Genomic DNA, 18,602 nt, shown 5'->3' with positions numbered 1-18,602 from the left:
ACCCCATGACCATGCAGATGACCCGATCGGAAGCGGCGAACACCGATGTCGCCGGCTTCGAACTCACCGAGGAGCACCTGCGCCTGCGCGATCAGGTGCGGGACTTCGCCGACACCGTCGTCGCGCCCGCCGCATACGACTACGACACCCGTCGCAGCCTGCCGTACGACATCATCGCCGAGATGGGGAGGATGGGCCTGTTCGGGCTGCCGTTCCCCGTCGAGTACGGCGGCCAGGGCAAGGACTACCTCTCGCTCTGCCTCGCCGTCGAGCAGCTGGGTCGGGTCGACCAGTCGATCGGGGTGACCCTGGAGGCCGGGATCGGTCTCGGGGCGATGCCGATCTTCCGGAACGGCACGGAGGAGCAGAAGCAGGAGTGGCTGCCGATGCTGGCCCGCGGCGAAGCGCTCGCCGGGTTCGGCCTGACCGAGGCGGACGCCGGCTCGGACGCGGCGGGCACCAAGACCACGGCGGAGCTGCGCGACGGCGAGTGGGTCATCAACGGCTCGAAGCAGTTCATCACCAACTCGGGCAGCGAGATCACCAAGCTGGTCACAATCACCGCCGTCACCGGCGAGTCCGAGCGCCCGGACGGCTCCGTCAAGAAGGAGCTGTCCGCGATCCTGGTGCCGGTCGGGACGTCCGGTTTCGTGCAGGAGCCCTCCTACGACAAGGTCGGCTGGCACACCTCGGACACGCATCCACTGACCCTCACCGACGTGCACGTGCCGGAGGCGAACCTCCTCGGCGAGCGCGGTCGAGGTTACGCGAACTTCGTGCAGACCCTGGACGAGGGCCGCGTCGCGTTCGCCGCGCTCTGCACGGGTGCTGCGCAGGGCTGCCTCGACGAGGCGATCCGGTATGCGAAGAGCCGCAACGTGTTCGGCCGTCCGATCGGCGCCAACCAGTACATCGCGTTCAAGATCGCCAGGATGCAGGCCCGCGTGCACACCGCGCGCCTCGCGTACTACGACGCCTGCTTCAAGCTGATGGCGGGCAAGCCGTTCAAGATGGAGGCCTCGATCGCCAAGCTCACCTGCAGCGAGGCGGCGATGGACAACGCCCGCGACGCCACCCAGATCTTCGGCGGATACGGCTTCCTCAACGAGAACCCCGTCGCCCGCCACTACCGGGACTCCAAGATCCTGGAGATCGGCGAGGGCACCACCGAGGTCCAGCTCATGGTCATCTCCCGGGCCCTCGGCTTCAACGCCTGACACCAGCCCCGAAGCCATCGAGCCGGGACTTATGCACGCGACACGCCGGGGCAGGCGTACACACGTCCCGGCTCGATTGCTTCGCACGCAGGAAGAGGAAGACATGATTGACAAGGTGGTGGCGAGCGCGGAGGACGCGGTGGCGGACATCCCGGATGGCGCGTCGCTCGCAGTGGGCGGGTTCGGGCTGTGCGGTATCCCGAGCGCGCTGATCGCGGCGCTGCACCAGCGCGGGACGACGCAGCTCGAGGTCGTGAGCAACAACTGCGGCGTGGACGACTGGGGGCTCGGCATCCTGCTGGCGGACGGGCGCATCCGGAAGATGATCAGCTCCTACGTCGGCGAGAACAAGGAGTTCGCGCGGCAGTTCCTCTCCGGCGAGCTGGAGGTGGAGCTCACCCCGCAGGGCACGCTGGCCGAGAAGCTGCGGGCCGGCGGGGCCGGCATCCCGGCGTTCTTCACCCCGGCGGGCGTCGGGACGCAGATCGCCGAGGGCGGTCTGCCCCGTCGCTACAACGCGGACGGCTCGGTGGCCGTGGCGTCCGAGCCCAAGGAGGTGCGCAGCTTCGACGGTGCGGACTATGTGCTTGAACGCTCGCTCACGCCCGACTTCGCCCTCGTCCACGCAGCGAAGGGCGATCGGTACGGCAACCTCGTCTTCCACGCCGCGGCGATGAACTTCAACCCGCTCGCCGCGATGGCGGGGCGCATCACCATCGCCGAGGTGGAGGAGCTCGTGGAGCCGGGCGACCTCGATCCCGGCTCCGTGCACATCCCGGGCATCTTCGTGCAGCGGGTGGTGCACGCGCCCGACGTGGAGAAACGCATCGAGCGCAGGACAGTCCGTCTCGACGAGGGGAGCACCCGATGAGCCTCAGCCGCACCGAACTCGCCGCCCGGGTGGCGCGCGAACTGCGCAACGGCCAGTACGTCAACCTCGGGATCGGGATGCCCACCCTCATCCCGAACTACATCCCGGACGACGTCGAGGTGATCCTGCACTCGGAGAACGGCGTGCTCGGCGTCGGCCCGTACCCGGAGGAGTCCGCCGTCGACCCCGACCTCATCAACGCGGGCAAGGAGACAGTCACCGTCAACCGTGGGGCGGCGTTCTTCGACTCGTCGCTGTCGTTCGGGATGGTGCGCGGCGGCCACGTCGACGTCGCCGTGCTCGGCGCGATGGAGGTCTCGCAGAACGGCGACCTCGCCAACTGGATGATCCCCGGCAAGATGGTCAAAGGGATGGGCGGGGCGATGGACCTCGTGTTCGGCGCCAAACGCCTCATCGTCATGATGGAGCACGTCGACAGGGAGGGGCGGCCGAAGATCGTCGCCGAATGCTCGCTGCCGCTGACCGGAACGGGATGCGTCGACCGCGTCATCACCGACCTCGCGGTCATCGACGTGGTGCGGGAGGGCGACGGCTCCACCGCGCGGCTCGTCCTGCGCGAGACGGCGCCGGGCGTCACGGTCGACGAGGTGATCGCCGCGACGGGCGCACCGCTGACCGTCGAGCTTGCCGGTGAGGGGAGTGAATTATGAAGGAGATCGAGCAGCGCGGGCTCTACTTCGAGGAGTTCGAGGAGGACACCCGCTACCTGCACCGTCCAGGACGCACCGTGACGGAGGCGGACAACGTCTTCTTCACCACGCTCACGATGAACACGCAGGCGCTGCACCTCGACGCCGCCTGGTCGGCCACCCAGCCGTTCGGGGAGCGGCTGGTGAACTCGATGTTCACCCTGGCGACCCTCGTCGGCGCCTCCGTCGCCCAGCTCACGCAGGGCACGATCGTGGCGAACCTGGGCTTCAGCGACGTGACCTTCCCGCATCCACTGCACCACGGCGACACCCTCTATTCGGAGACGGTCGTGGTCGCCAAGCGGTTGTCGTCGTCGCGCCCCGGCCAGGGCATCGTCACCCTGGCGCACACCGGGCGCAACCAGGACGGCACGGTCGTCGCGACCGCCACCCGCCAGGTGATGATGTGGTGCAAGGACGCGCACCTCGACCTGGGCAGAGCGGGCGGGGGCGACGAGTGAGCGGGGGAGCGTTCGCGTTCGGCCCCGCCCTGCTGTTCTGCCCGGCCGACCGTCCTGAGCGGTACGGGAAAGCGCTGGAACGCGCCGACGCCGTCATCATCGACCTCGAAGACGCCGTCGACCCGTCCCGTCGCGCCGTGGCACGGGAGGCGCTCGCCGCGTCCGACCTCGACCCGGAGCGCGTCATCGTCCGCGTCAATCCGGCAGGCACCTCCGACCACGCCGCCGACCTGGCCGCGCTCGCCGCGACGCCCTACAGCACGGTGATGCTGCCGAAGGCGGAATCGGTCGCCGACCTGCGCGACCTCGGCGGTCTCGCGGTGATCGCGCTGTGCGAGACGGCGGCCGGGGTGCTCGCCGCCCCGCGGCTCGCGACGGCGGGCGAGGTCGTCGCGCTGATGTGGGGTGCGGAGGACCTGGTGGCGTCGCTCGGCGGCACGTCGAGCAGGCACGCCGACGGCCGCTACCGGGATGTCGCCGTGCACGCCCGCTCGGCGGTGCTGCTCGCCGCCGGGGCCGCGGAGATCGCCGCGGTCGACACCGTGCACCTCGACATCGACGACCTCGCCGGGCTCGCGGCGGAGGCGGAGGATGCCGCGGCGGTCGGGTTCGCCGCGACCGCATGCATCCACCCCGGGCAGGTGGAGACGATCAGGGCGGCGTACCGTCCGACCGACGACCAGGTGCGGGATGCGCGGGAGCTGCTGGATGCGGCGGCGGAGGCGGGCGGCGTGTTCCGTTTCGGCGGCCGGATGGTGGACGGACCGGTGATCGCGCACGCCCGTTCGGTGCTGGAGCGCGCCCGGCGGTGACCCGCGTGACCGGTCCGTTTTCGTGTGTTCGGGCCCGATTTGCGCACGAATCCGACGCCATCCGGTTTCGTGATGAAACTGTGACCAAGCATTGTGTAACAGTTCACCGCGATTGTCCCTGGCCCGTCGGACGTATGCCTTACGCTGCAAGTAAGTATCGGGGAACCGGGGTCCTCGAATCGATTCGAACCGCACGGAGTAAGGGGGAGGGAACATGCCACAGCTGTTACCTCTCCGTCTGCGTGATACGGTCGCGCGACGCGGAGCCACCCCGGTGGAGCCCGCGGATGGTGCCGACGACGGCCAGACCGCCCGGCCGTCCACGGTCGCGCGCGGTGCGTCCGCTCGCGGTGGCGCCGGAGCGCGGTCGGTGGGAACGGTCGAGACCGGAGCTTTCGAGACGGGCGCTTTCGAAGCCGGCACCCCGGAAGAGGTGCTGACCGAGTCCATCGGCGTCGAAACTGCTGCCATGCCAGCCCTCGATCCCGCGCTCGAACGCACGGGCCCGCTGTCGATCATCGCGCCCCGCCGCATCGGCGAGAGCGACCTCGCGGTCTACCCGCTGTCGCTCGGCGCCAGCGTCTTCGGCTGGACGGCCGACGGCGACACGTCGCTGCGCATCCTGGACAGGTTCGCGCACCTCGGCGGCAACTTCATCGACACAGCGGACAGCTACGTCGGCGGCCGCAGTGAAGTGCTCATCGGCAAGTGGATGCGCGAGCGCGGCAACCGCGACCAGGTGGTCGTCGCCACGAAGGTGGGCCGCCACCACGAGAACCCGGGCCTCGGTTCGGTCAGCATCGTGCGCGCCGTCGAGGCGTCGCTCGAACGTCTGCAGACCGACCACATCGACCTGCTCTACTTCCACGACGACGACCCGGATGTGCCCCTCGAAGACAGCCTCGCGACCGTCGAGTGGCTGATCGAGTCCGGCAAGGTCCGGTACCTCGCCGCGTCCAACTTCAGCGCGGACCGCCTCATCGAGGCCCGCATCCTGTCGTCGACGGGGCTGCCGAAGTTCATCGCCGTGCAGACGCAGTACAACCTGATGCACCGCACCGAGTTCGAGAGCGCGCTGCGCATCGTCGCCGCGGCCCAGGGCCTCGCCGTGATGCCGTACTACGCGCTCGCGAACGGGTTCCTCACGGGCAAGTACCGCAGCAAGGGCGACCTGAACGCCGACGCCCGCAGCATCCGGGCCGCCGCGTACGTCAACCGCAAGGGTCAGCGCGTCCTCGCCGCCCTCGACCGCATCGCGGCCGAGCAGCAGGTCACGCCCGCGAGCATCGCCATCGCCTGGCTCCTCGCCAAGCGCAACGTGGTCGCACCGGTCGCCAGCGCCAGCCGCCCCGAACAGGTGGATGCGCTCATGGTCTCGGCAGGCATCCGCCTCACCAGGGCCAACATGCTCGAACTCGACCGCGTCTCCGAGTAGCTCAGGCGCGGCGCGCAACGCCGTCCGCTCAGGCGGAAATGTCGCTCGATACCGCCCACGATCTCCGCTCCAGCGGAGTCGCGCGCGGCGTGTCGGGCGAGAACTCCGCCGTTACGCCTCCGCGAGGATGCGGTCGAGTGAGCGGTGCAGCGCGGCTCCCGCCGCGATCGCGTCGCCGACGTAGCCGCCGGCGAGCGCGCCATCCCGCGCGAGGATCAGGTCGTCTGCGGCGTCGCCCGGTCGCGGGTGGCCGATGTCGCGGAACAGTTCTTCGATGCGGCGCGCGTACCAGTCGCGGTGGGTGCTGACCGCGACGCGCACCGGGTGGGTCTCGTCGGCGAACTGCGCTGCGGCGTTGATGAACGGGTCACCGTGGAATCCGGGGCGCACCGCTTCGAGGTTGATCGAGTCGACCAGGGCGCGGGCGATCGTGCGCGGGTCGTGGCCTTCGCGTTCCTGCTCGTCGAACCAGTCGCGCACCTGCTTGTCGCGGCCTTCGACGTACGCGATGATCAGCAGGTCTTTCGAGCGGTAGTGCTTGTAGAACGTCGCTTTGGTGACGCGCGCTCCCGCGATGATGCGGTCGACACCCACCGTGTGGATGCCTTCCTGGTAGAAGAGCTCGTCTGCCGTCGCGAGGATCTTGACCTTCGACGGCGCGGGCGGCCGGATGGTCGCTCGGGCACTTACGACCATCCGGCACGACTCCTTCACTGCGGAGGGCGGTCGGGTCCGCCCTCGTGATTCTGCTCCGACGTAGGGACCCGTCGGAGCGCTGTGACACCAGTATATAGTAGACAGACCAGTCTGTTTGTCCTCATTTCGTGCCAAAGGATTCCTGAGCCGCTGGCGTAGGGTGGAAGGGATGAACAGCGCAGTCGACCTCCCGCTCGGTCTGGCCGACCTCTCTTTCGCCGCATCCGGCGAGGCGCTGGTCAGGCGCACCGTCCTGCCGAGCGGCGTCCGCATCCTGAGCGAGCAGGTGCCCGGCGCCCGCAGCGCCACCCTCGGCTACTGGGTCGCCGTCGGCTCCCGCGACGAAGTGGATGCGATCCCCGCCACCCCGGCGCGCCCGGCGTCCGGCGGCGCTCCCGCCACGCCCGCGATCCCGGCCGTCCCCGCGAGCTTCGGCTCCACGCACTTCCTCGAGCACCTCCTGTTCAAGGGCACTCCGACCCGGACGGCACTCGACATCGCCATCTCCTTCGACTCGGTCGGCGGAGAGCACAACGCGATGACGGCCAAGGAGTACACCTGCTACTACGCCAAGGTGCAGGACCGCGACCTTCCGATGGCCGTCGAGGTCATCGCCGACATGCTCACCTCCTCGCTCCTCGACCCCGTCGAGTTCGAGAACGAGCGCGGCGTCATCCTCGAAGAGCTGTCGATGGCCGAGGACGATCCGGCCGACGTGGCCAACGAGCGGTTCTTCGAGGCGGTGCTCGGCGCGCATCCACTCGGCCGTCCGATCGGCGGCAGCCCGCAGACCATCCGCGAGGCGACCAGGGATGCGGTGCTCGCGCATTATCGCGCCAACTACCGTCCCCAGGACCTCGTCATCACGGCGGCGGGCGCCGTCGACCACGACCTTCTCGTCTCGGGCGTCGAGCGCGCACTCGTCGCGGCGGGCTGGGACCTGAGCGTGGAGGCGTCCCCGGTCGAGCGGCGCGCATCCACTGCCGCCGACATCGAGCGCGGAGCGTCGATCGTCACCGTCCAGCGCCCCACCGAGCAGGCCAACCTCCTCATCGGCGTCCCCGGCATCGTCGCCACCGACGAGCGCCGCACCACGATGGGCGTGCTCAACTCCATCCTCGGCGGCGGGATGTCGTCCCGGCTCTTCCAGGAGGTGCGCGAGAAGCGCGGTCTGGCGTACGCCGTGTATTCGTTCTCCGGCGCATACTCCGACGCCGGGATCTTCGGCCTCTACGCGGGATGCGCTCCCGCGAAGGCCACGCAGGTCGCCGAGCTGATGCTCGGCGAGCTGCACCGCCTCGCCGACGGCGGTGTCACGCCGGACGAGATGCGCCGCGCCGTCGGCCAGCTGTCCGGGGGCGCCGCCCTCGCCCTCGAGGACTCCGACACCAGGATGTCGCGGCTCGGCAGAGCCGAGATCAGCCTGGGCGAGTTCTCCGACCTCGATGAGAGCCTCCGGCGCCTGCACCTCGTCACCGCCGACGATGTGCAGAGCCTCGCCACCGACCTGGCGAGCCGACCGGTCTCCATCTCCGCGGTGGGGAGCGTGACCGACGACCAGTTCGCCGGCCTCGCTCCGTGACCCACCGCTTCCATCCGTACCTCCGAAAGGCTTCCCGGTGCCCCATTACCTCTATCTCGTTCGCCACGGTGAGCAGCAGGATGCAGAACACGGCCTCCCCGACGGCCCGCTCTCGCCGCGTGGCAAGCGTCAGGCCCAGCTGGTCGCTGAACGGCTGAGCGGCGTGCCGTTCACCGGCATGTACCACTCACCGCTGAATCGCGCGGCCGAGACGGCAGCGATCATGGCGGAGCGGATGCCCGCACTGACGCCGGAGCCGTCGAGCCTGCTGTTCGACTGCATCCCGTCCGGGCCGACCCCGGACATGCCGAAGGCGTTCGAGTCGTTCTTCGGCAACGTCACGGACGCGGAGATCGAGGCGGGGCGGGCGCAGATGGACGACGCGGTCGGCGAGTTCCTCACGCCGGCGCTCGGCGACAGGCACGATCTGCTCGTCACCCACAACTTCGTCATCGGCTGGTTCGTGCGGCACGTCTTCGACGCTCCGGCGTGGCGGTGGCTGGGACTCAACCAGGCCAACTGCGGGCTGACCATCATCCGGGTGCGCTCGGCGAAGCCGCCGGTGCTCGTCGTCCACAACGATCTCGGGCACCTGCCCGTCGAGCTGCGCACGGGCCTGCCGGAGCTGCAGCCGGTCTAGTCGCGGGGCGCCTCGCCCGCTGCTGTCACAGCTGCTTGCGGAACCAGTCCGTCGCGTTGGGGTTGTCGTTGTACGGCTGGATGTTCTCGTAGCCGTGCGACCGGTACAGCCCGCCGGCCGCCTCCAGGCTGGCGTTGGTGTCGAGCACCACTTCGGTCGCACCGAACCCGCGCGCCCGGTGCTCCAGCTCGGAGAGGATCGCGCGCCCCAGCCCCTGTCCGCGGTGCGCGGGTGCGACCCACAGGTGCTTGATCTCGTAGCGCACCACCGGAAGCTCAGGGTCGGCGTCGGCGAGCGGGACGCTGAGCTCTCTCACGCCGCCGCAGCCGGCCTCGCCGTCCTCGTCGTACGCCAGCAGGAACACCCCGGCGGGCGGTACGAACTGGCTGGGGTCGGGGAAGGTCGTGCGGTATGCGCCCTGCGACGTGGGGAAGGAGACCGCCCGCTCCGCGAAGTAGTCGCTGAGCATCCGGTGGGCGGTCGCATCCGTGACGGCGACATCAGCAAAAGACACCATCGCCCCAGCGTAGTTCCGTGGCAGGCGTGTGCCGCGCATCCCGGATCTTTCCCAGAGGCGCGGCGGGTAGATTGGTCTGGTGACTATTCGCGTAGCCGTCGCTGGGGCGACCGGAAAACTGGGCAGCGTCGCCGTGCGGCTGATCGAGGAGGCCGACGACGTCGAACTCGTCGCCAGCCTCGGCTCCCGCTCCCCACTGGAAGACATGCTCGGTGCGGACGTGCTGGTCGACATGACCCTCCCGGCGGTCAGTCCCGGCATCGTCGCCTTCGCGGTCGACAACGGGCTGAACGTGCTCGTCGGCACCTCGGGATGGTCGGCCGACCGCATCCTGGACCTCGAGCGTCGCGTGGCCGCCCACGACGGCGTCGGAGCGGTCGTCATCCCCAACTTCTCGCTCGGCTCCGCCCTCGGCACCGCGTTCGCGACGGTCGCCGCCCGGTTCTTCGACTCCATCGAGATCATCGAGGCCCACGGAGCGGAGAAGGTCGACTCGCCCTCCGGCACCGCGGTGCGCACCGCCGAGCTGATCGGTGCGGCCCGAGCGGAACGCGGACCCGTGGATGCCCCGCACACCGACCAGCGCGCCCGCGGCCAGCAGGTGGCGAGCGTCCCCATCCACAGCCTCCGGATGCGCGGGATCGTCGCGCAGCAGCAGGTCGTCTTCGGCGGCGCGGGGGAGACCCTGACGATCCGGCACGACACTGTCGGCTCCGAGTCGTACGAGGCGGGCATCCTGCTCGCGCTCCGCGCTGCGGCGTCGACCGTCGGCGTCACGGTCGGGCTCGACAAGCTGATCGACCTGGGCATCGCGGAGCCCGACGGCGAGCCGCCCCGGCCCACCGTGCGCGAGACGGCGTAACGGCCGTGCGGAACCGTATCGCCGCCATCGTCATGGCGGTCATCCTCGCGGTCTACCTGGTGCTCGTCCTGCAGCGCGCCGTCATGCTCATGGCGACCGGCGAGGGCATTGCGATCGCGATGGGCGTCGCGCTGCTCGCGCTGCCGATCGTGGCGGCGTGGGCGATCGGCCGGGAGCTGCTGTTCGGCGCCCGCACCGAGAAGCTGGTCAAGATCCTGGATGCGGAGGGCGGCCTCCCCGTCGAAGACCTCCCCGTCCGCGCCAGCGGCCGTCCCCTGCGCGACGCGGCCGACGAGGAGTTCCCTCGCTACAAGGCCGAGGTGGAGGCGCAGCCGGAGAGCTGGCGCGCGTGGTTCCGGCTCGGGCTCGCCTACGACGCGTCCGGCGACCGCAAGCGGGCGCGCTCCGCGCTGCGCGAGTCGATCCGGCTGTACCGCACGGAGCAGCGCGCCGCGTAGAGGCGAACCGGCCGCGACTACCGCTTCGCGACCAGCCGCTCCATCGCATCCCGCACCGTCGGCTCGGAGAACACGAACCCGTCGTCGAGCAGCTTCTGCGGCACCACCTTCTGGCTGGCCAGCAGCAGCTCGCGTCCGGCGTCGCCGAGCGCGAGCGTGATCGCCTTGGCGGGCAGAGGCAGTCCATACGGCCGCCGCAGCGTCGCCGCGAGCGCGCGCAGCACCGTGTCGGCCGTCGCCGGTGTCGGTCCTGCCACATTGACCGGTCCGCGCAGCGTCGAGTCGAGCAGGTGCACGATGGCTGCTGCCTCGTCGTGCAGGCTCACCCAGGGCCAGTGCTGGCCGCCGCCCGCGATCGGCCCGAGCAGCCCGAGTTGTCCGGCGGGGAGCAGCGGCTTCATCGCGCCCCCGCGCCCGACGACCACGCCGGTCCGCACCGTGACCACGCGCGTCTTCTCCGGCGCGAGGTGCGCGGCGGACTCCCACGCCTCGACCACGTCGGAGAGGAAGCCGGTGCCCTTGATCGCCGTCTCCGTCAGCTTCTGGCCGGGCCGGTCGCCGTAGAACCCGACGGCCGACCCGCTCACGAACACCGCGGGGGGAGAGGCGGCCATCCGCATCGCGTCCGTCAGGGTGTGCGTGGCCTCCAGGCGCGAGGCGAGGATGGTCCGCTTCCACGCGGGCGTCCACGGCAGACGGCTGATGGATGCGCCGGACAGGTTGACCACCGCATCCACTCTGTCCATCAGCGTGAAGTCGATGATGCGGGCGGCGGGCGCCCAGTTGTATTCGTTCGCGGCCGACGGCGCACCGCGGACCAGTCTCAGCACCTCGTGCCCCTGCGCAGCCAGCTGTGCGGTGACCTCGGTGCCGATCATGCCGGAGGCGCCCGCGATGAGCACCCTCATCGGCTAGACCAGGGTGGCTTCGATGGTGATCGGGATGCCGACCAGCGCGCGGGAGACGGGGCAGCCGGTCTTCGCCTCGTCGGCGAGACGGTTGAAGTCCTCGACGGAGAGACCGGGCACGGTCGCCTCGACCACCAGGTGGCTGCCGGTGATGCCCTCCGCGGGGTCGAAGCCGACGTGCGCGGTGACCTGGAGGCGCTCCGGGGTGGTGCCGAAGCTGCTGAGTGCGTTGGAGAACGCCATCGAGAAGCACGCGGAGTGCGCGGCGCCGAGCAGTTCCTCGGGCGTCGTCACGTCGCTGGAGCCCTGCGAGCGGGCGGCCCAGCTGACGGGGAACTGTGCGGAGTGCGACGAGTCGAGGGTGACCTCGCCGGAGCCGGACTTCAGGTCGCCGGTCCAGACGGTTGTCGATGCGCTCGTGACTGCCATGTGTGGTCCTCCTCGTTGTTCCCCCGCACGGTGCGCGGACGGTTCGACCAGCCTAATCGCGCCCCCAGACACCGAGGCAGGGCGTACGGGGGATTCCCTGGTATTCGTTCAGGCGGCTGCGACGCCGCCGCGGCGGATCACGCCGGCGCGCACGAGCAGCAGGTAGATCTGGCAGCCGAGGCAGTATCCGAAGACGGAGTTGAGGAAGGCGGCGACGAACGCCAGCGCCGCGGCGATCGGGAGCACGGCCGGCACCCCGAGCAGGTGCAGGAGCAGGCCGAGCCCGGTGACGACCAGCCCGACCCCCTGGGCGAAGGTCGGGGGAGCAGGGTCCTCGAACTCGGCGGGCGGCGCGAGCCTGGGGCGCACGACGGTGCGGAACAGCGCGCCGTACGGGTGGCGCCGGATGCCGGCGAACGCACCCCAGCCGAAGAGCAGTGCGATGGCGAGCAGCAGCCAGAACGCCGCCGTCGTCGCGCCGACCAGGCCGAGGAACACGTCGATGAGGAGGAGCACGGCCGTGATGCCCGCCCCGAAGCGGGGCGATCGGGGGTCGATCCCGGCGCGGACGGTGGTCGTCTGTTCAGGCGTTGACATGGTCGCTCCCGGTGATCTGGTCGATGGTGATGCGCACCTCGTCGGCGCGGGCCGCCCCTCCGATGCGTGCGCGGATGGCGCCGGAGGTGTCGAGCACGAGGGTGGTGGGCGTCTGCAGCACGCCGAAGCGCGAGGCGAGGTCCGGACGGTGGGTGAGGTCCACATCCACGTGGGCGACGCCCGGCCGCTCGTCGGCGATGCCGCTCAGGATGCGGGCGGTCGCCGTGCACGGCGCGCAGAACTCAGTGGAGAACTGGAGGAGCGTCGCGGCGCTGCCGAAGGAGGTTGCTCCGACCTCTGCGGCCGTGACGACACGCGTCTGCCTTGCGGTGCGGACGCGCCCGGTGGTCCTGCGCCAGAGCAACCCGCCCACCGTGGCGGCGACGACGAGCGCGACGAGCACGGCGGCCGCTTCCCAAGCGTTCATGGACCGTGACGTTACGCCCGCTACGGCACCGGATGCGGAGTGTGACGGCGGATGACGCAGGCGCATGTGGATAACGGGGACTGTCCACAGATCCGACGAGGGGGAGAGCGCCCGGAGCGACCGACCCGATAACCTTGAGCCATGTCGAACTCCGCGAATCCGTTCGGCCAGGTCCTCGTGGCCCTGGTCACCCCGTTCACCGCCGATGGCGAGGTCGACTGGGCCGGCGTGGAGAAGCACATCGACGACGTGATCACCGCGGGGGCAGACGGCATCGTCGTCACCGGCACGACCGGGGAGACCTCCACTCTCACCGACCACGAGAAGCTGCGGCTGGTCGAGGTCGGCAAAGACGTGGCGGCCGGTCGCGCCAAGATCATCACGGGCGGCGGTTCCAACGAGACGGCGCACGCCATCCAGCTCTATCAGCAGAGCGAGAAGGCGGGGGCGGACGGCGTGATGATCGTCACTCCCTATTACAACAAGCCCACCCAGGCGGGCATCCTCACCCACTTCCGGCTCATCGCGGACTCCACCGACCTTCCGGTGATCCTCTACGACATCCCCGGCCGCACCGGCGTCCCGATCAAATACGAGACCATCCTCCGCATCGCGAAGCACCCCAACGTGCTCGCCATCAAAGACGCGAAGGGCGATTTCAGCGAGGTCAGCCGGGTGCTCAACCAGACCGACCTGCTCTACTTCTCCGGCGACGACGCCAACGTGCTCCCGCACCTGGCCATCGGAGCAACGGGCCTCATCGGCGTCACGGCCAACATCGCCGCGCGGCCGTACCGCCAGATCGTGGATGCGGTCAACGCGGGCGATCTCGCCACAGCCACCGCGGCGCACCAGAAGCTCGAACCGCTGGTGCGCGCCGTCATGACACACGTGCCCGGCACGGTCGCCGCGAAGTACATCCTGCACGGCCTCGGCCGCATCTCCAGCCCGCGCGTGCGCCTGCCGCTCGTCGGTCCGGAGGAGTGGGAGGCTGCTCAGATCGAAGACGAGCTCGACCTCGTCAAAGACATCCCCGGTGTCGACTTCTCCAACTTCCGGCCGGATCGCAACGCCGCAGCAGGCGGTGCTCTGCCCCGAATCGCCGGAACAACTCGATAGGCCGCTGCCATTGCACGGCTCGAACCACAACAGGCGCACAGCGCCGGTATCTGTTTAGGAGGGCACATGCCCAACCTCGTCTCCGACCCGCCCGCACTCGAACCGGGCACCCTCAGGATCATCCCCACCGGCGGCCTGGGGGAGATCGGCCGCAACATGACGGTCTTCGAATACGAGGGCAAGCTCCTCATCGTCGACTGCGGCGTCCTCTTCCCGGAGGAGAACCAGCCGGGCGTCGACCTGATCCTGCCCGACTTCGCACCGGTCCGCGACCGGCTCGACGACGTGGTGGGCGTCGTGCTCACGCACGGCCACGAAGACCACATCGGCGCCGTGCCATATCTGCTCAAGCTGCGCAGGGACATCCCGCTCATCGGCTCCGGCCTCACCCTCGCTCTGGTGGAGGCGAAGCTCAAGGAGCACCGCATCCAGCCGTACAGCCTCACCGTCAAGGAGGGGCAGGTCGAGCAGCTCGGGCCGTTCTCGCTCGAGTTCGTCGCCGTCAACCACTCGATCCCGGATGCGCTCGCCGTCGCGATCACCACGCCGGCCGGCGTCGTGCTGCACACCGGCGACTTCAAGATGGACCAGCTTCCGCTGGACGACCGCCTGACAGACCTGCGGGCCTTCGCCCGCCTCGGCGAGAAGGGCGTCGACCTGTTCCTGGCCGACTCCACGAACGCCGACGTGCCCGGCTTCACCCCGCTCGAACGATCCATCGGTCCCGTGCTCGACAACGTCATCGCCCGCGCTCCGCGCCGCGTGATCGTCGCGAGCTTCTCCAGCCACGTGCACCGGGTGCAGCAGGTGCTCGACGCCGCGGCCGCCAACGGACGACGCGTCGCGCTGCTCGGCCGTTCGATGGTGCGCAACATGGGCATCGCCGCCGACCTCGGCTACCTCAAGGTGCCGGAGGGCGTGCTGATCGACTACAAGAAGGCAGCCGACCTGCCGGACGACGAGATCGTCTACATGTCCACCGGCTCGCAGGGAGAGCCGATGGCCGTGCTCGCGCGCATGGCCAACCTCGACCACCAGATCGAGATCGGCCAGGGCGACACGGTCATCCTGGCGTCCAGCCTGATCCCGGGCAACGAGAACGCCGTGTACCGCGTGATCGACGGCCTGACCAAGCTCGGCGCAAACGTCGTGCACAAGGGCAACGCAAAGGTCCACGTCTCCGGCCACGCCGCCGCGGGCGAGCTGCTCTACTGCTACAACATCCTGAAGCCGAAGAACGTCATGCCGGTGCACGGCGAGTACCGCCACCTGGTCGCGAACGCGCGTCTGGCGATGGACACCGGCGTGCCGGAGCAGAACACCATCCTCGCGGAAGACGGCACCGTGATCGACCTGCGCGACGGTGTCGCCCGGGTCGTCGGCCAGCTCGACCTCGGCTTCGTCTACGTGGACGGTTCGAGTGTCGGCGAGATCACCGACGCCGACCTCAAAGACCGCAGGATCCTCGGCGAAGAGGGCTTCATCTCGATCATCGTCGTCGTCGAGGCGGCCACCGGCCGCATCGTCACGGGCCCGGAGATCCACGCGCGCGGCTTCGCCGAAGACGACGCCGTGTTCGACGCGGTCAAGCCCAAGATCGCCTCAGCGCTGGCGGAGGCGGCCCACAACGGCGTCCGCGACTCGCACGCGCTCTCGCAGGTCGTGCGCCGCACCGTCGGCCGCTGGGTCAACACCAGCTACCGCCGTCGTCCGATGATCGTTCCGCTCGTGATCGAGGCGTGACGCACTGACGAACAAGCCGCCGGGGGGGTGGCCCCTCGTCCGTGTCGCGGGCGAGGGACTAGATAACTCAAAGCAGAAAGCAGGAACAGTGGGGGTAACGCGACGATGGGTCTTTCCCATCATCCGTCTGGTTCTCGTCGCCGTCGTGGCGGCAGCACTCGTCAAACTGGCGTTCTTCGGTGACGGCCCATCGGCGTCCGATCCGCTGCAGCCGACCGCCGAGCTGAGCGATCCGACCGTGGCCGTGCAGACCGGCACGATCGTCAACGATGTGACCGTGAGTGGTTCCATCGTCGCCGATCCCGCCGCACCGGTCAGGGCCACGGCCGCCGGCGTGGTCGACGAGGTGCAGGTCGCCGTCGGCGCCGCGGTGGAGGCCGGAGCGACGCTCTACGACATCAAGGTGGAGACGCCACGCGACCCGGTCGAGACGACAGGGCCCGACGGCGTTCCCGTCGTCACGCAGCCGAAGCCCGCCGTCAGCTACGTCGAGGTCACCGCCCCGATCGGCGGCATCGTCAGCGCTCTGCCGGTCATCCCCGGCCAGTCGGTGGCGGTCGGCGAGGCGACGGGCGGCATCGCGCCTCCCACGTTCTCGGCCACGGCATCCCTGCCGTCCGCCCAGCAGTACCGGTTGCTCAACCGACCGACGGAGGCCGTGGTGACCATCAAGAACGGCCCGGCGCCGTTCACCTGCACCGGCCTCAGCATCACCACGCCCGCCGCGACCGCCGACACGGCACAGACCCCGCCGGCCGGCTCCGAGCAGCAGGGCGGCGGAGGCGCATCCGGATCGTCGACCACCGTCCGCTGCGCGATCCCGGCCGGCGTCACCGTGTTCGCGGGTCTCTCCGCCGACCTCACCATGTCCGGCGGCCGGGCGGAGGGCGTGCTCACCGTTCCCACCACGGCCATCAAGGGCACGGCCGAGAAGGGCATCGTCTTCCTGCCGGATCCGAAGGGCGGGGCGCCGAAGGAGGTCGCCGTGACCCTCGGCCTCACCGACGGCACCGCCGTCGAGGTCCGCGGCGGGGTGAAGGAGGGCGACACGATCCTCGAGTTCGTCCCTGGCGCACCGATGCCCGACGAGAACGGGTGCATCACCGGGCCTGACGGCTCGATGTCCTGCGCGTCGGTCGGCTCGTGACCCTGCTGCGACTCGAGGGTGTGACCAAGACGGTCGACATCCCGGACGCCGAGCCGCTGACCATCCTGCACGGCGTCGACCTCGTCGTCGAACACGGGGAGCGCACCTCGATCGTCGGGCGTTCCGGCTCCGGCAAGTCCACTCTGCTCAACATCCTGGGCCTGCTGGATGCGCCGACCTCCGGGGTGTTCGAGTTCGACGGACGATCGGTCGCCCGGCTGCGGTCGGGTGCGCGCGATCGGCAGCGCGGTGCGGACGTCGGCTTCATCTTCCAGCAGTTCAACCTGCTGTCGGGGCGTTCCGCGCTCGAGAACGTGATGACCCCGCTGCTCTACGCGAGCGGGCGCCGGTTCTGGCGGCGCAGGGCCATCGCCGCCGAGATGCTCGACAAGGTCGGGCTGGGCCACCGCCTCGACACGATGCCGGAGAAGCTCTCCGGCGGTGAGCAGCAGCGCGTCGCCATCGCCAGAGCCCTCGTGCGCGAACCGCGCCTCATCCTCGCCGACGAGCCGACCGGCGCCCTCGACGTGGAGACGGGGACCTCGGTGATGGGGCTCCTCGACACCGTCGCGACCGACTACGGCGCAGCTCTCGTCACCATCACGCACGACCCGGCGATCGCCGCGCTCGCCGACGAGCGGCACCGGCTGGACGCCGGCCGGCTGCATCCGGTCGAGTCCGGCGCGGAGGTACCGGCGTGAGGGCGGTCGAGTCGGTCCGGGGCGCGATCGTCGAAGCCTGGCAGGAGGTGCGCATCCACCGGGTGCGCGTGCTGCTGTCACTGATCGGCGTCGCCGTCGCGGTGTGCGCGCTGAGCTCCGTCGTCGGGCTCGCGAACATCGCGCAGCAGGGCCTCACGGAGTCCAACGAGCGGTTCGGCGGCCGGCCGGCGCTGCTGTCCGTCTCCGCGTCGTACGGCCCGGACGGCACGCCGCTCGTGGGGGGAGGGCTGCCCCAGGCGTGGGCCGGGGTCGTCGAACGCCACAAGATCGAGTACACCTCGTCCGTGCGCCCATTCGGGATGCGTGTGCAGTTCCGGGGAGGCGTCGCCGAGGTCAACACCACGGCCGTCGATCAGCCGTATGCGGCGATGCACCGCCTCCGCATCTCGGAAGGGTCCTGGTTCGCGAATCCGACACGGAGCGGCTGGCACCGGCGCTCGTAGTCAACGGCGATTTCTGGCGCAAGCTGGGCTCGCCGTCGCTCGCGTCGCACCCCACCGCACGCGTCCTGAGCGGCGATGGGGAAGTGACGGCTGTTGTCGTCGGCGTCTTCCGCACACCCGCCGGGGAGGACATGACGCCGTCGGCGTACGTGCTCACCCCCGCGTCCGCTCCGCTGATGTCGGTCGACTACACGGGCGGCGCACCGGCGAACCTGGAGGCGTGGGTGCCGCCGCACCTGGCCGATCCTCTCGCCCAGGCCATCCGGGAGGAGCTGGACCAGTCGCTCGGCGCAGGAACGGCGAGCGTCAACCGGCAGGACTACCTGGCTCACGGCGACGATCCCCTCGGATTCTTGAAGCTCGCCGTCGGAGGGATCGCCGTGCTCGTGCTGCTGCTCGGCGCTCTCGGGCTCGTCAACATCGCGCTGGTGACGGTGCGCCACCGCATCCGGGAGATCGGGGTGCGGCGGAGTTTCGGGGCGACGGCCGGGCGGGTGTTCTTCGCCGTGATGATGGAGAGCGTCGTCGCGACGATGGTCGCCGGAGCGGCGGGCGTCGGCCTGTCCATCCTGATCGTGAAGAGTCCGTGGCTCGAGCAGCTGATCGGTCGCGGGATGGTGTCCGACCTGCCGCCGTTCCCGGTGGAGGCCGCGGTGATCGGGATGGTCGCCGCCACCGCCGTCGGAGCGCTCGCCGGGCTGCTTCCTGCGCTCGTCGCGGTGCGGGTGAAGGTGATCGACGCCATCCGGTATTGACGGGCAGGCGCGCGGCGGTTTTCGTAACCTCGCTGTTACACGTCTCCCGGT

The 18,602-nt window shown here is 70.0% G+C and carries 22 protein-coding genes; 16 read left to right on the top strand and 6 right to left on the bottom strand.

Features of this window, described 5'->3' with window-relative positions:
- Positions 1-5 precede the first annotated feature (5 nt).
- The 6 genes from HF024_RS12150 to HF024_RS12125 all read left to right on the top strand — a co-directional run bounded on the left by HF024_RS12150 (position 6) and on the right by HF024_RS12125 (position 5,506).
- Positions 6-1,217: an acyl-CoA dehydrogenase family protein gene (locus tag HF024_RS12150; RefSeq protein WP_085370442.1), complete on the top strand. Its 1,212-nt coding sequence runs from the start codon at positions 6-8 to the stop codon at positions 1,215-1,217.
- Between the two features lie 103 nt (positions 1,218-1,320).
- On the top strand, positions 1,321-2,088 hold the full coding sequence (locus HF024_RS12145; protein ID WP_168689706.1) for a CoA transferase subunit A: 768 nt from the start codon (positions 1,321-1,323) through the stop codon (positions 2,086-2,088).
- Positions 2,085-2,759, top strand: a complete 675-nt coding sequence (locus tag HF024_RS12140) for a CoA transferase subunit B (RefSeq protein ID WP_168689705.1) — start codon at positions 2,085-2,087, stop codon at positions 2,757-2,759. The genes HF024_RS12145 and HF024_RS12140 overlap by 4 nt, the downstream gene beginning before the upstream one ends.
- A complete protein-coding gene (locus HF024_RS12135; RefSeq protein WP_168689704.1) occupies positions 2,756-3,259 on the top strand; it encodes a MaoC family dehydratase in 504 nt (167 codons plus the stop codon). The genes HF024_RS12140 and HF024_RS12135 overlap by 4 nt, the downstream gene beginning before the upstream one ends.
- A complete protein-coding gene (locus HF024_RS12130) occupies positions 3,256-4,071 on the top strand; it encodes a CoA ester lyase (protein ID WP_168689703.1) in 816 nt (271 codons plus the stop codon). Before HF024_RS12135 ends, HF024_RS12130 begins: the two co-directional genes overlap by 4 nt.
- A gap of 274 nt (positions 4,072-4,345) precedes the next feature.
- Positions 4,346-5,506, top strand: coding sequence for an aldo/keto reductase (locus HF024_RS12125; RefSeq protein ID WP_247597099.1), 1,161 nt, complete (start codon positions 4,346-4,348; stop codon positions 5,504-5,506).
- Positions 5,507-5,617: 111 nt separating this feature from the next.
- On the opposite strand, the gene HF024_RS12120 is transcribed toward HF024_RS12125, so the two are convergent.
- Positions 5,618-6,202 carry a TetR/AcrR family transcriptional regulator gene (locus HF024_RS12120; RefSeq protein ID WP_085370433.1) on the bottom strand — a complete coding sequence of 195 codons (585 nt, stop codon included), beginning with the start codon at positions 6,200-6,202 and terminating at the stop codon, positions 5,618-5,620.
- Between the two features lie 169 nt (positions 6,203-6,371).
- Here HF024_RS12120 and HF024_RS12115 point away from each other — a divergent pair, with 169 nt between their 5' ends.
- A complete protein-coding gene (locus HF024_RS12115) occupies positions 6,372-7,784 on the top strand; it encodes a pitrilysin family protein (RefSeq protein WP_168689702.1) in 1,413 nt (470 codons plus the stop codon).
- Between the two features lie 37 nt (positions 7,785-7,821).
- Positions 7,822-8,424 (top strand): histidine phosphatase family protein, encoded by a 603-nt coding sequence (locus tag HF024_RS12110; protein ID WP_085370429.1) that lies wholly within the window; start codon positions 7,822-7,824, stop codon positions 8,422-8,424.
- A 25-nt stretch (positions 8,425-8,449) separates the two neighbouring features.
- Here the strand turns inward: HF024_RS12110 and HF024_RS12105 are convergent, their stop codons facing one another.
- Positions 8,450-8,941 carry a GNAT family N-acetyltransferase gene (locus tag HF024_RS12105; protein ID WP_168689701.1) on the bottom strand — a complete coding sequence of 164 codons (492 nt, stop codon included), beginning with the start codon at positions 8,939-8,941 and terminating at the stop codon, positions 8,450-8,452.
- A 79-nt stretch (positions 8,942-9,020) separates the two neighbouring features.
- Here HF024_RS12105 and dapB point away from each other — a divergent pair, with 79 nt between their 5' ends.
- Together dapB and HF024_RS12095 are read left to right on the top strand one after the other, a co-directional pair.
- On the top strand, positions 9,021-9,803 hold the full coding sequence (gene dapB / locus HF024_RS12100; protein WP_168689700.1) for a 4-hydroxy-tetrahydrodipicolinate reductase: 783 nt from the start codon (positions 9,021-9,023) through the stop codon (positions 9,801-9,803).
- Positions 9,804-9,835: 32 nt separating this feature from the next.
- Positions 9,836-10,261, top strand: coding sequence for a hypothetical protein (locus tag HF024_RS12095; RefSeq protein WP_179150839.1), 426 nt, complete (start codon positions 9,836-9,838; stop codon positions 10,259-10,261).
- Between the two features lie 17 nt (positions 10,262-10,278).
- Here the strand turns inward: HF024_RS12095 and HF024_RS12090 are convergent, their stop codons facing one another.
- The 4 genes from HF024_RS12090 to HF024_RS12075 form a co-directional block, all read right to left on the bottom strand.
- The gene (locus HF024_RS12090; RefSeq protein ID WP_168689699.1) at positions 10,279-11,169 is read right to left on the bottom strand and encodes a TIGR01777 family oxidoreductase; all 891 of its coding nucleotides are present in this window, start codon (positions 11,167-11,169) and stop codon (positions 10,279-10,281) included.
- A 3-nt stretch (positions 11,170-11,172) separates the two neighbouring features.
- The gene (locus HF024_RS12085) at positions 11,173-11,598 is read right to left on the bottom strand and encodes an OsmC family peroxiredoxin (protein WP_168689698.1); all 426 of its coding nucleotides are present in this window, start codon (positions 11,596-11,598) and stop codon (positions 11,173-11,175) included.
- Positions 11,599-11,706: 108 nt separating this feature from the next.
- Positions 11,707-12,195: a DUF4395 domain-containing protein gene (locus HF024_RS12080; RefSeq protein ID WP_168689697.1), complete on the bottom strand. Its 489-nt coding sequence runs from the start codon at positions 12,193-12,195 to the stop codon at positions 11,707-11,709.
- Entirely contained in the window at positions 12,182-12,622 is a 441-nt protein-coding gene (locus HF024_RS12075) for a thioredoxin family protein (protein WP_168689696.1), read from the bottom strand. Before HF024_RS12075 ends, HF024_RS12080 begins: the two co-directional genes overlap by 14 nt.
- 141 nt (positions 12,623-12,763) lie before the next feature.
- Between HF024_RS12075 and dapA the strand changes: the two genes are divergently transcribed.
- The 6 genes from dapA (at position 12,764) to HF024_RS19855 (ending at position 18,551) form a co-directional block, all read left to right on the top strand.
- Entirely contained in the window at positions 12,764-13,741 is a 978-nt protein-coding gene (gene dapA / locus HF024_RS12070; RefSeq protein ID WP_085370416.1) for a 4-hydroxy-tetrahydrodipicolinate synthase, read from the top strand.
- A gap of 66 nt (positions 13,742-13,807) precedes the next feature.
- Positions 13,808-15,484, top strand: coding sequence for a ribonuclease J (locus tag HF024_RS12065; RefSeq protein ID WP_085370414.1), 1,677 nt, complete (start codon positions 13,808-13,810; stop codon positions 15,482-15,484).
- A gap of 145 nt (positions 15,485-15,629) precedes the next feature.
- Entirely contained in the window at positions 15,630-16,631 is a 1,002-nt protein-coding gene (locus HF024_RS12060; protein ID WP_168689695.1) for an efflux RND transporter periplasmic adaptor subunit, read from the top strand.
- Positions 16,628-17,332: an ABC transporter ATP-binding protein gene (locus tag HF024_RS12055; RefSeq protein WP_085370489.1), complete on the top strand. Its 705-nt coding sequence runs from the start codon at positions 16,628-16,630 to the stop codon at positions 17,330-17,332. The genes HF024_RS12060 and HF024_RS12055 overlap by 4 nt, the downstream gene beginning before the upstream one ends.
- Complete coding sequence (locus tag HF024_RS19860; RefSeq protein WP_247597098.1) at positions 17,329-17,796, top strand: ABC transporter permease; 468 nt, start codon at positions 17,329-17,331, stop codon at positions 17,794-17,796. The genes HF024_RS12055 and HF024_RS19860 overlap by 4 nt, the downstream gene beginning before the upstream one ends.
- A gap of 83 nt (positions 17,797-17,879) precedes the next feature.
- Complete coding sequence (locus HF024_RS19855) at positions 17,880-18,551, top strand: FtsX-like permease family protein (RefSeq protein ID WP_247597097.1); 672 nt, start codon at positions 17,880-17,882, stop codon at positions 18,549-18,551.
- Positions 18,552-18,602: the final 51 nt, after the last annotated feature.

Source organism: Leifsonia sp. PS1209, from assembly GCF_012317045.1.
Lineage (GTDB): Bacteria > Actinomycetota > Actinomycetes > Actinomycetales > Microbacteriaceae > Leifsonia.
This window is presented reverse-complemented; position numbering and strand designations above follow the sequence as displayed.

Coding starts and splice junctions, on each gene's coding strand:
- HF024_RS12150 (WP_085370442.1), top strand. CDS start 6: ATGACCATGCAGATGACCCGATCGGAAGCGGCGAACACCGATGTCGCC.
- HF024_RS12145 (WP_168689706.1), top strand. CDS start 1,321: ATGATTGACAAGGTGGTGGCGAGCGCGGAGGACGCGGTGGCGGACATC.
- HF024_RS12140 (WP_168689705.1), top strand. CDS start 2,085: ATGAGCCTCAGCCGCACCGAACTCGCCGCCCGGGTGGCGCGCGAACTG.
- HF024_RS12135 (WP_168689704.1), top strand. CDS start 2,756: ATGAAGGAGATCGAGCAGCGCGGGCTCTACTTCGAGGAGTTCGAGGAG.
- HF024_RS12120 (WP_085370433.1), bottom strand. CDS start 6,202: ATGGTCGTAAGTGCCCGAGCGACCATCCGGCCGCCCGCGCCGTCGAAG.
- HF024_RS12115 (WP_168689702.1), top strand. CDS start 6,372: ATGAACAGCGCAGTCGACCTCCCGCTCGGTCTGGCCGACCTCTCTTTC.
- HF024_RS12105 (WP_168689701.1), bottom strand. CDS start 8,941: ATGGTGTCTTTTGCTGATGTCGCCGTCACGGATGCGACCGCCCACCGG.
- HF024_RS12095 (WP_179150839.1), top strand. CDS start 9,836: ATGGCGGTCATCCTCGCGGTCTACCTGGTGCTCGTCCTGCAGCGCGCC.
- HF024_RS12090 (WP_168689699.1), bottom strand. CDS start 11,169: ATGAGGGTGCTCATCGCGGGCGCCTCCGGCATGATCGGCACCGAGGTC.
- HF024_RS12085 (WP_168689698.1), bottom strand. CDS start 11,598: ATGGCAGTCACGAGCGCATCGACAACCGTCTGGACCGGCGACCTGAAG.
- HF024_RS12080 (WP_168689697.1), bottom strand. CDS start 12,195: ATGTCAACGCCTGAACAGACGACCACCGTCCGCGCCGGGATCGACCCC.
- HF024_RS12075 (WP_168689696.1), bottom strand. CDS start 12,622: ATGAACGCTTGGGAAGCGGCCGCCGTGCTCGTCGCGCTCGTCGTCGCC.
- dapA (WP_085370416.1), top strand. CDS start 12,764: ATGTCGAACTCCGCGAATCCGTTCGGCCAGGTCCTCGTGGCCCTGGTC.
- HF024_RS12065 (WP_085370414.1), top strand. CDS start 13,808: ATGCCCAACCTCGTCTCCGACCCGCCCGCACTCGAACCGGGCACCCTC.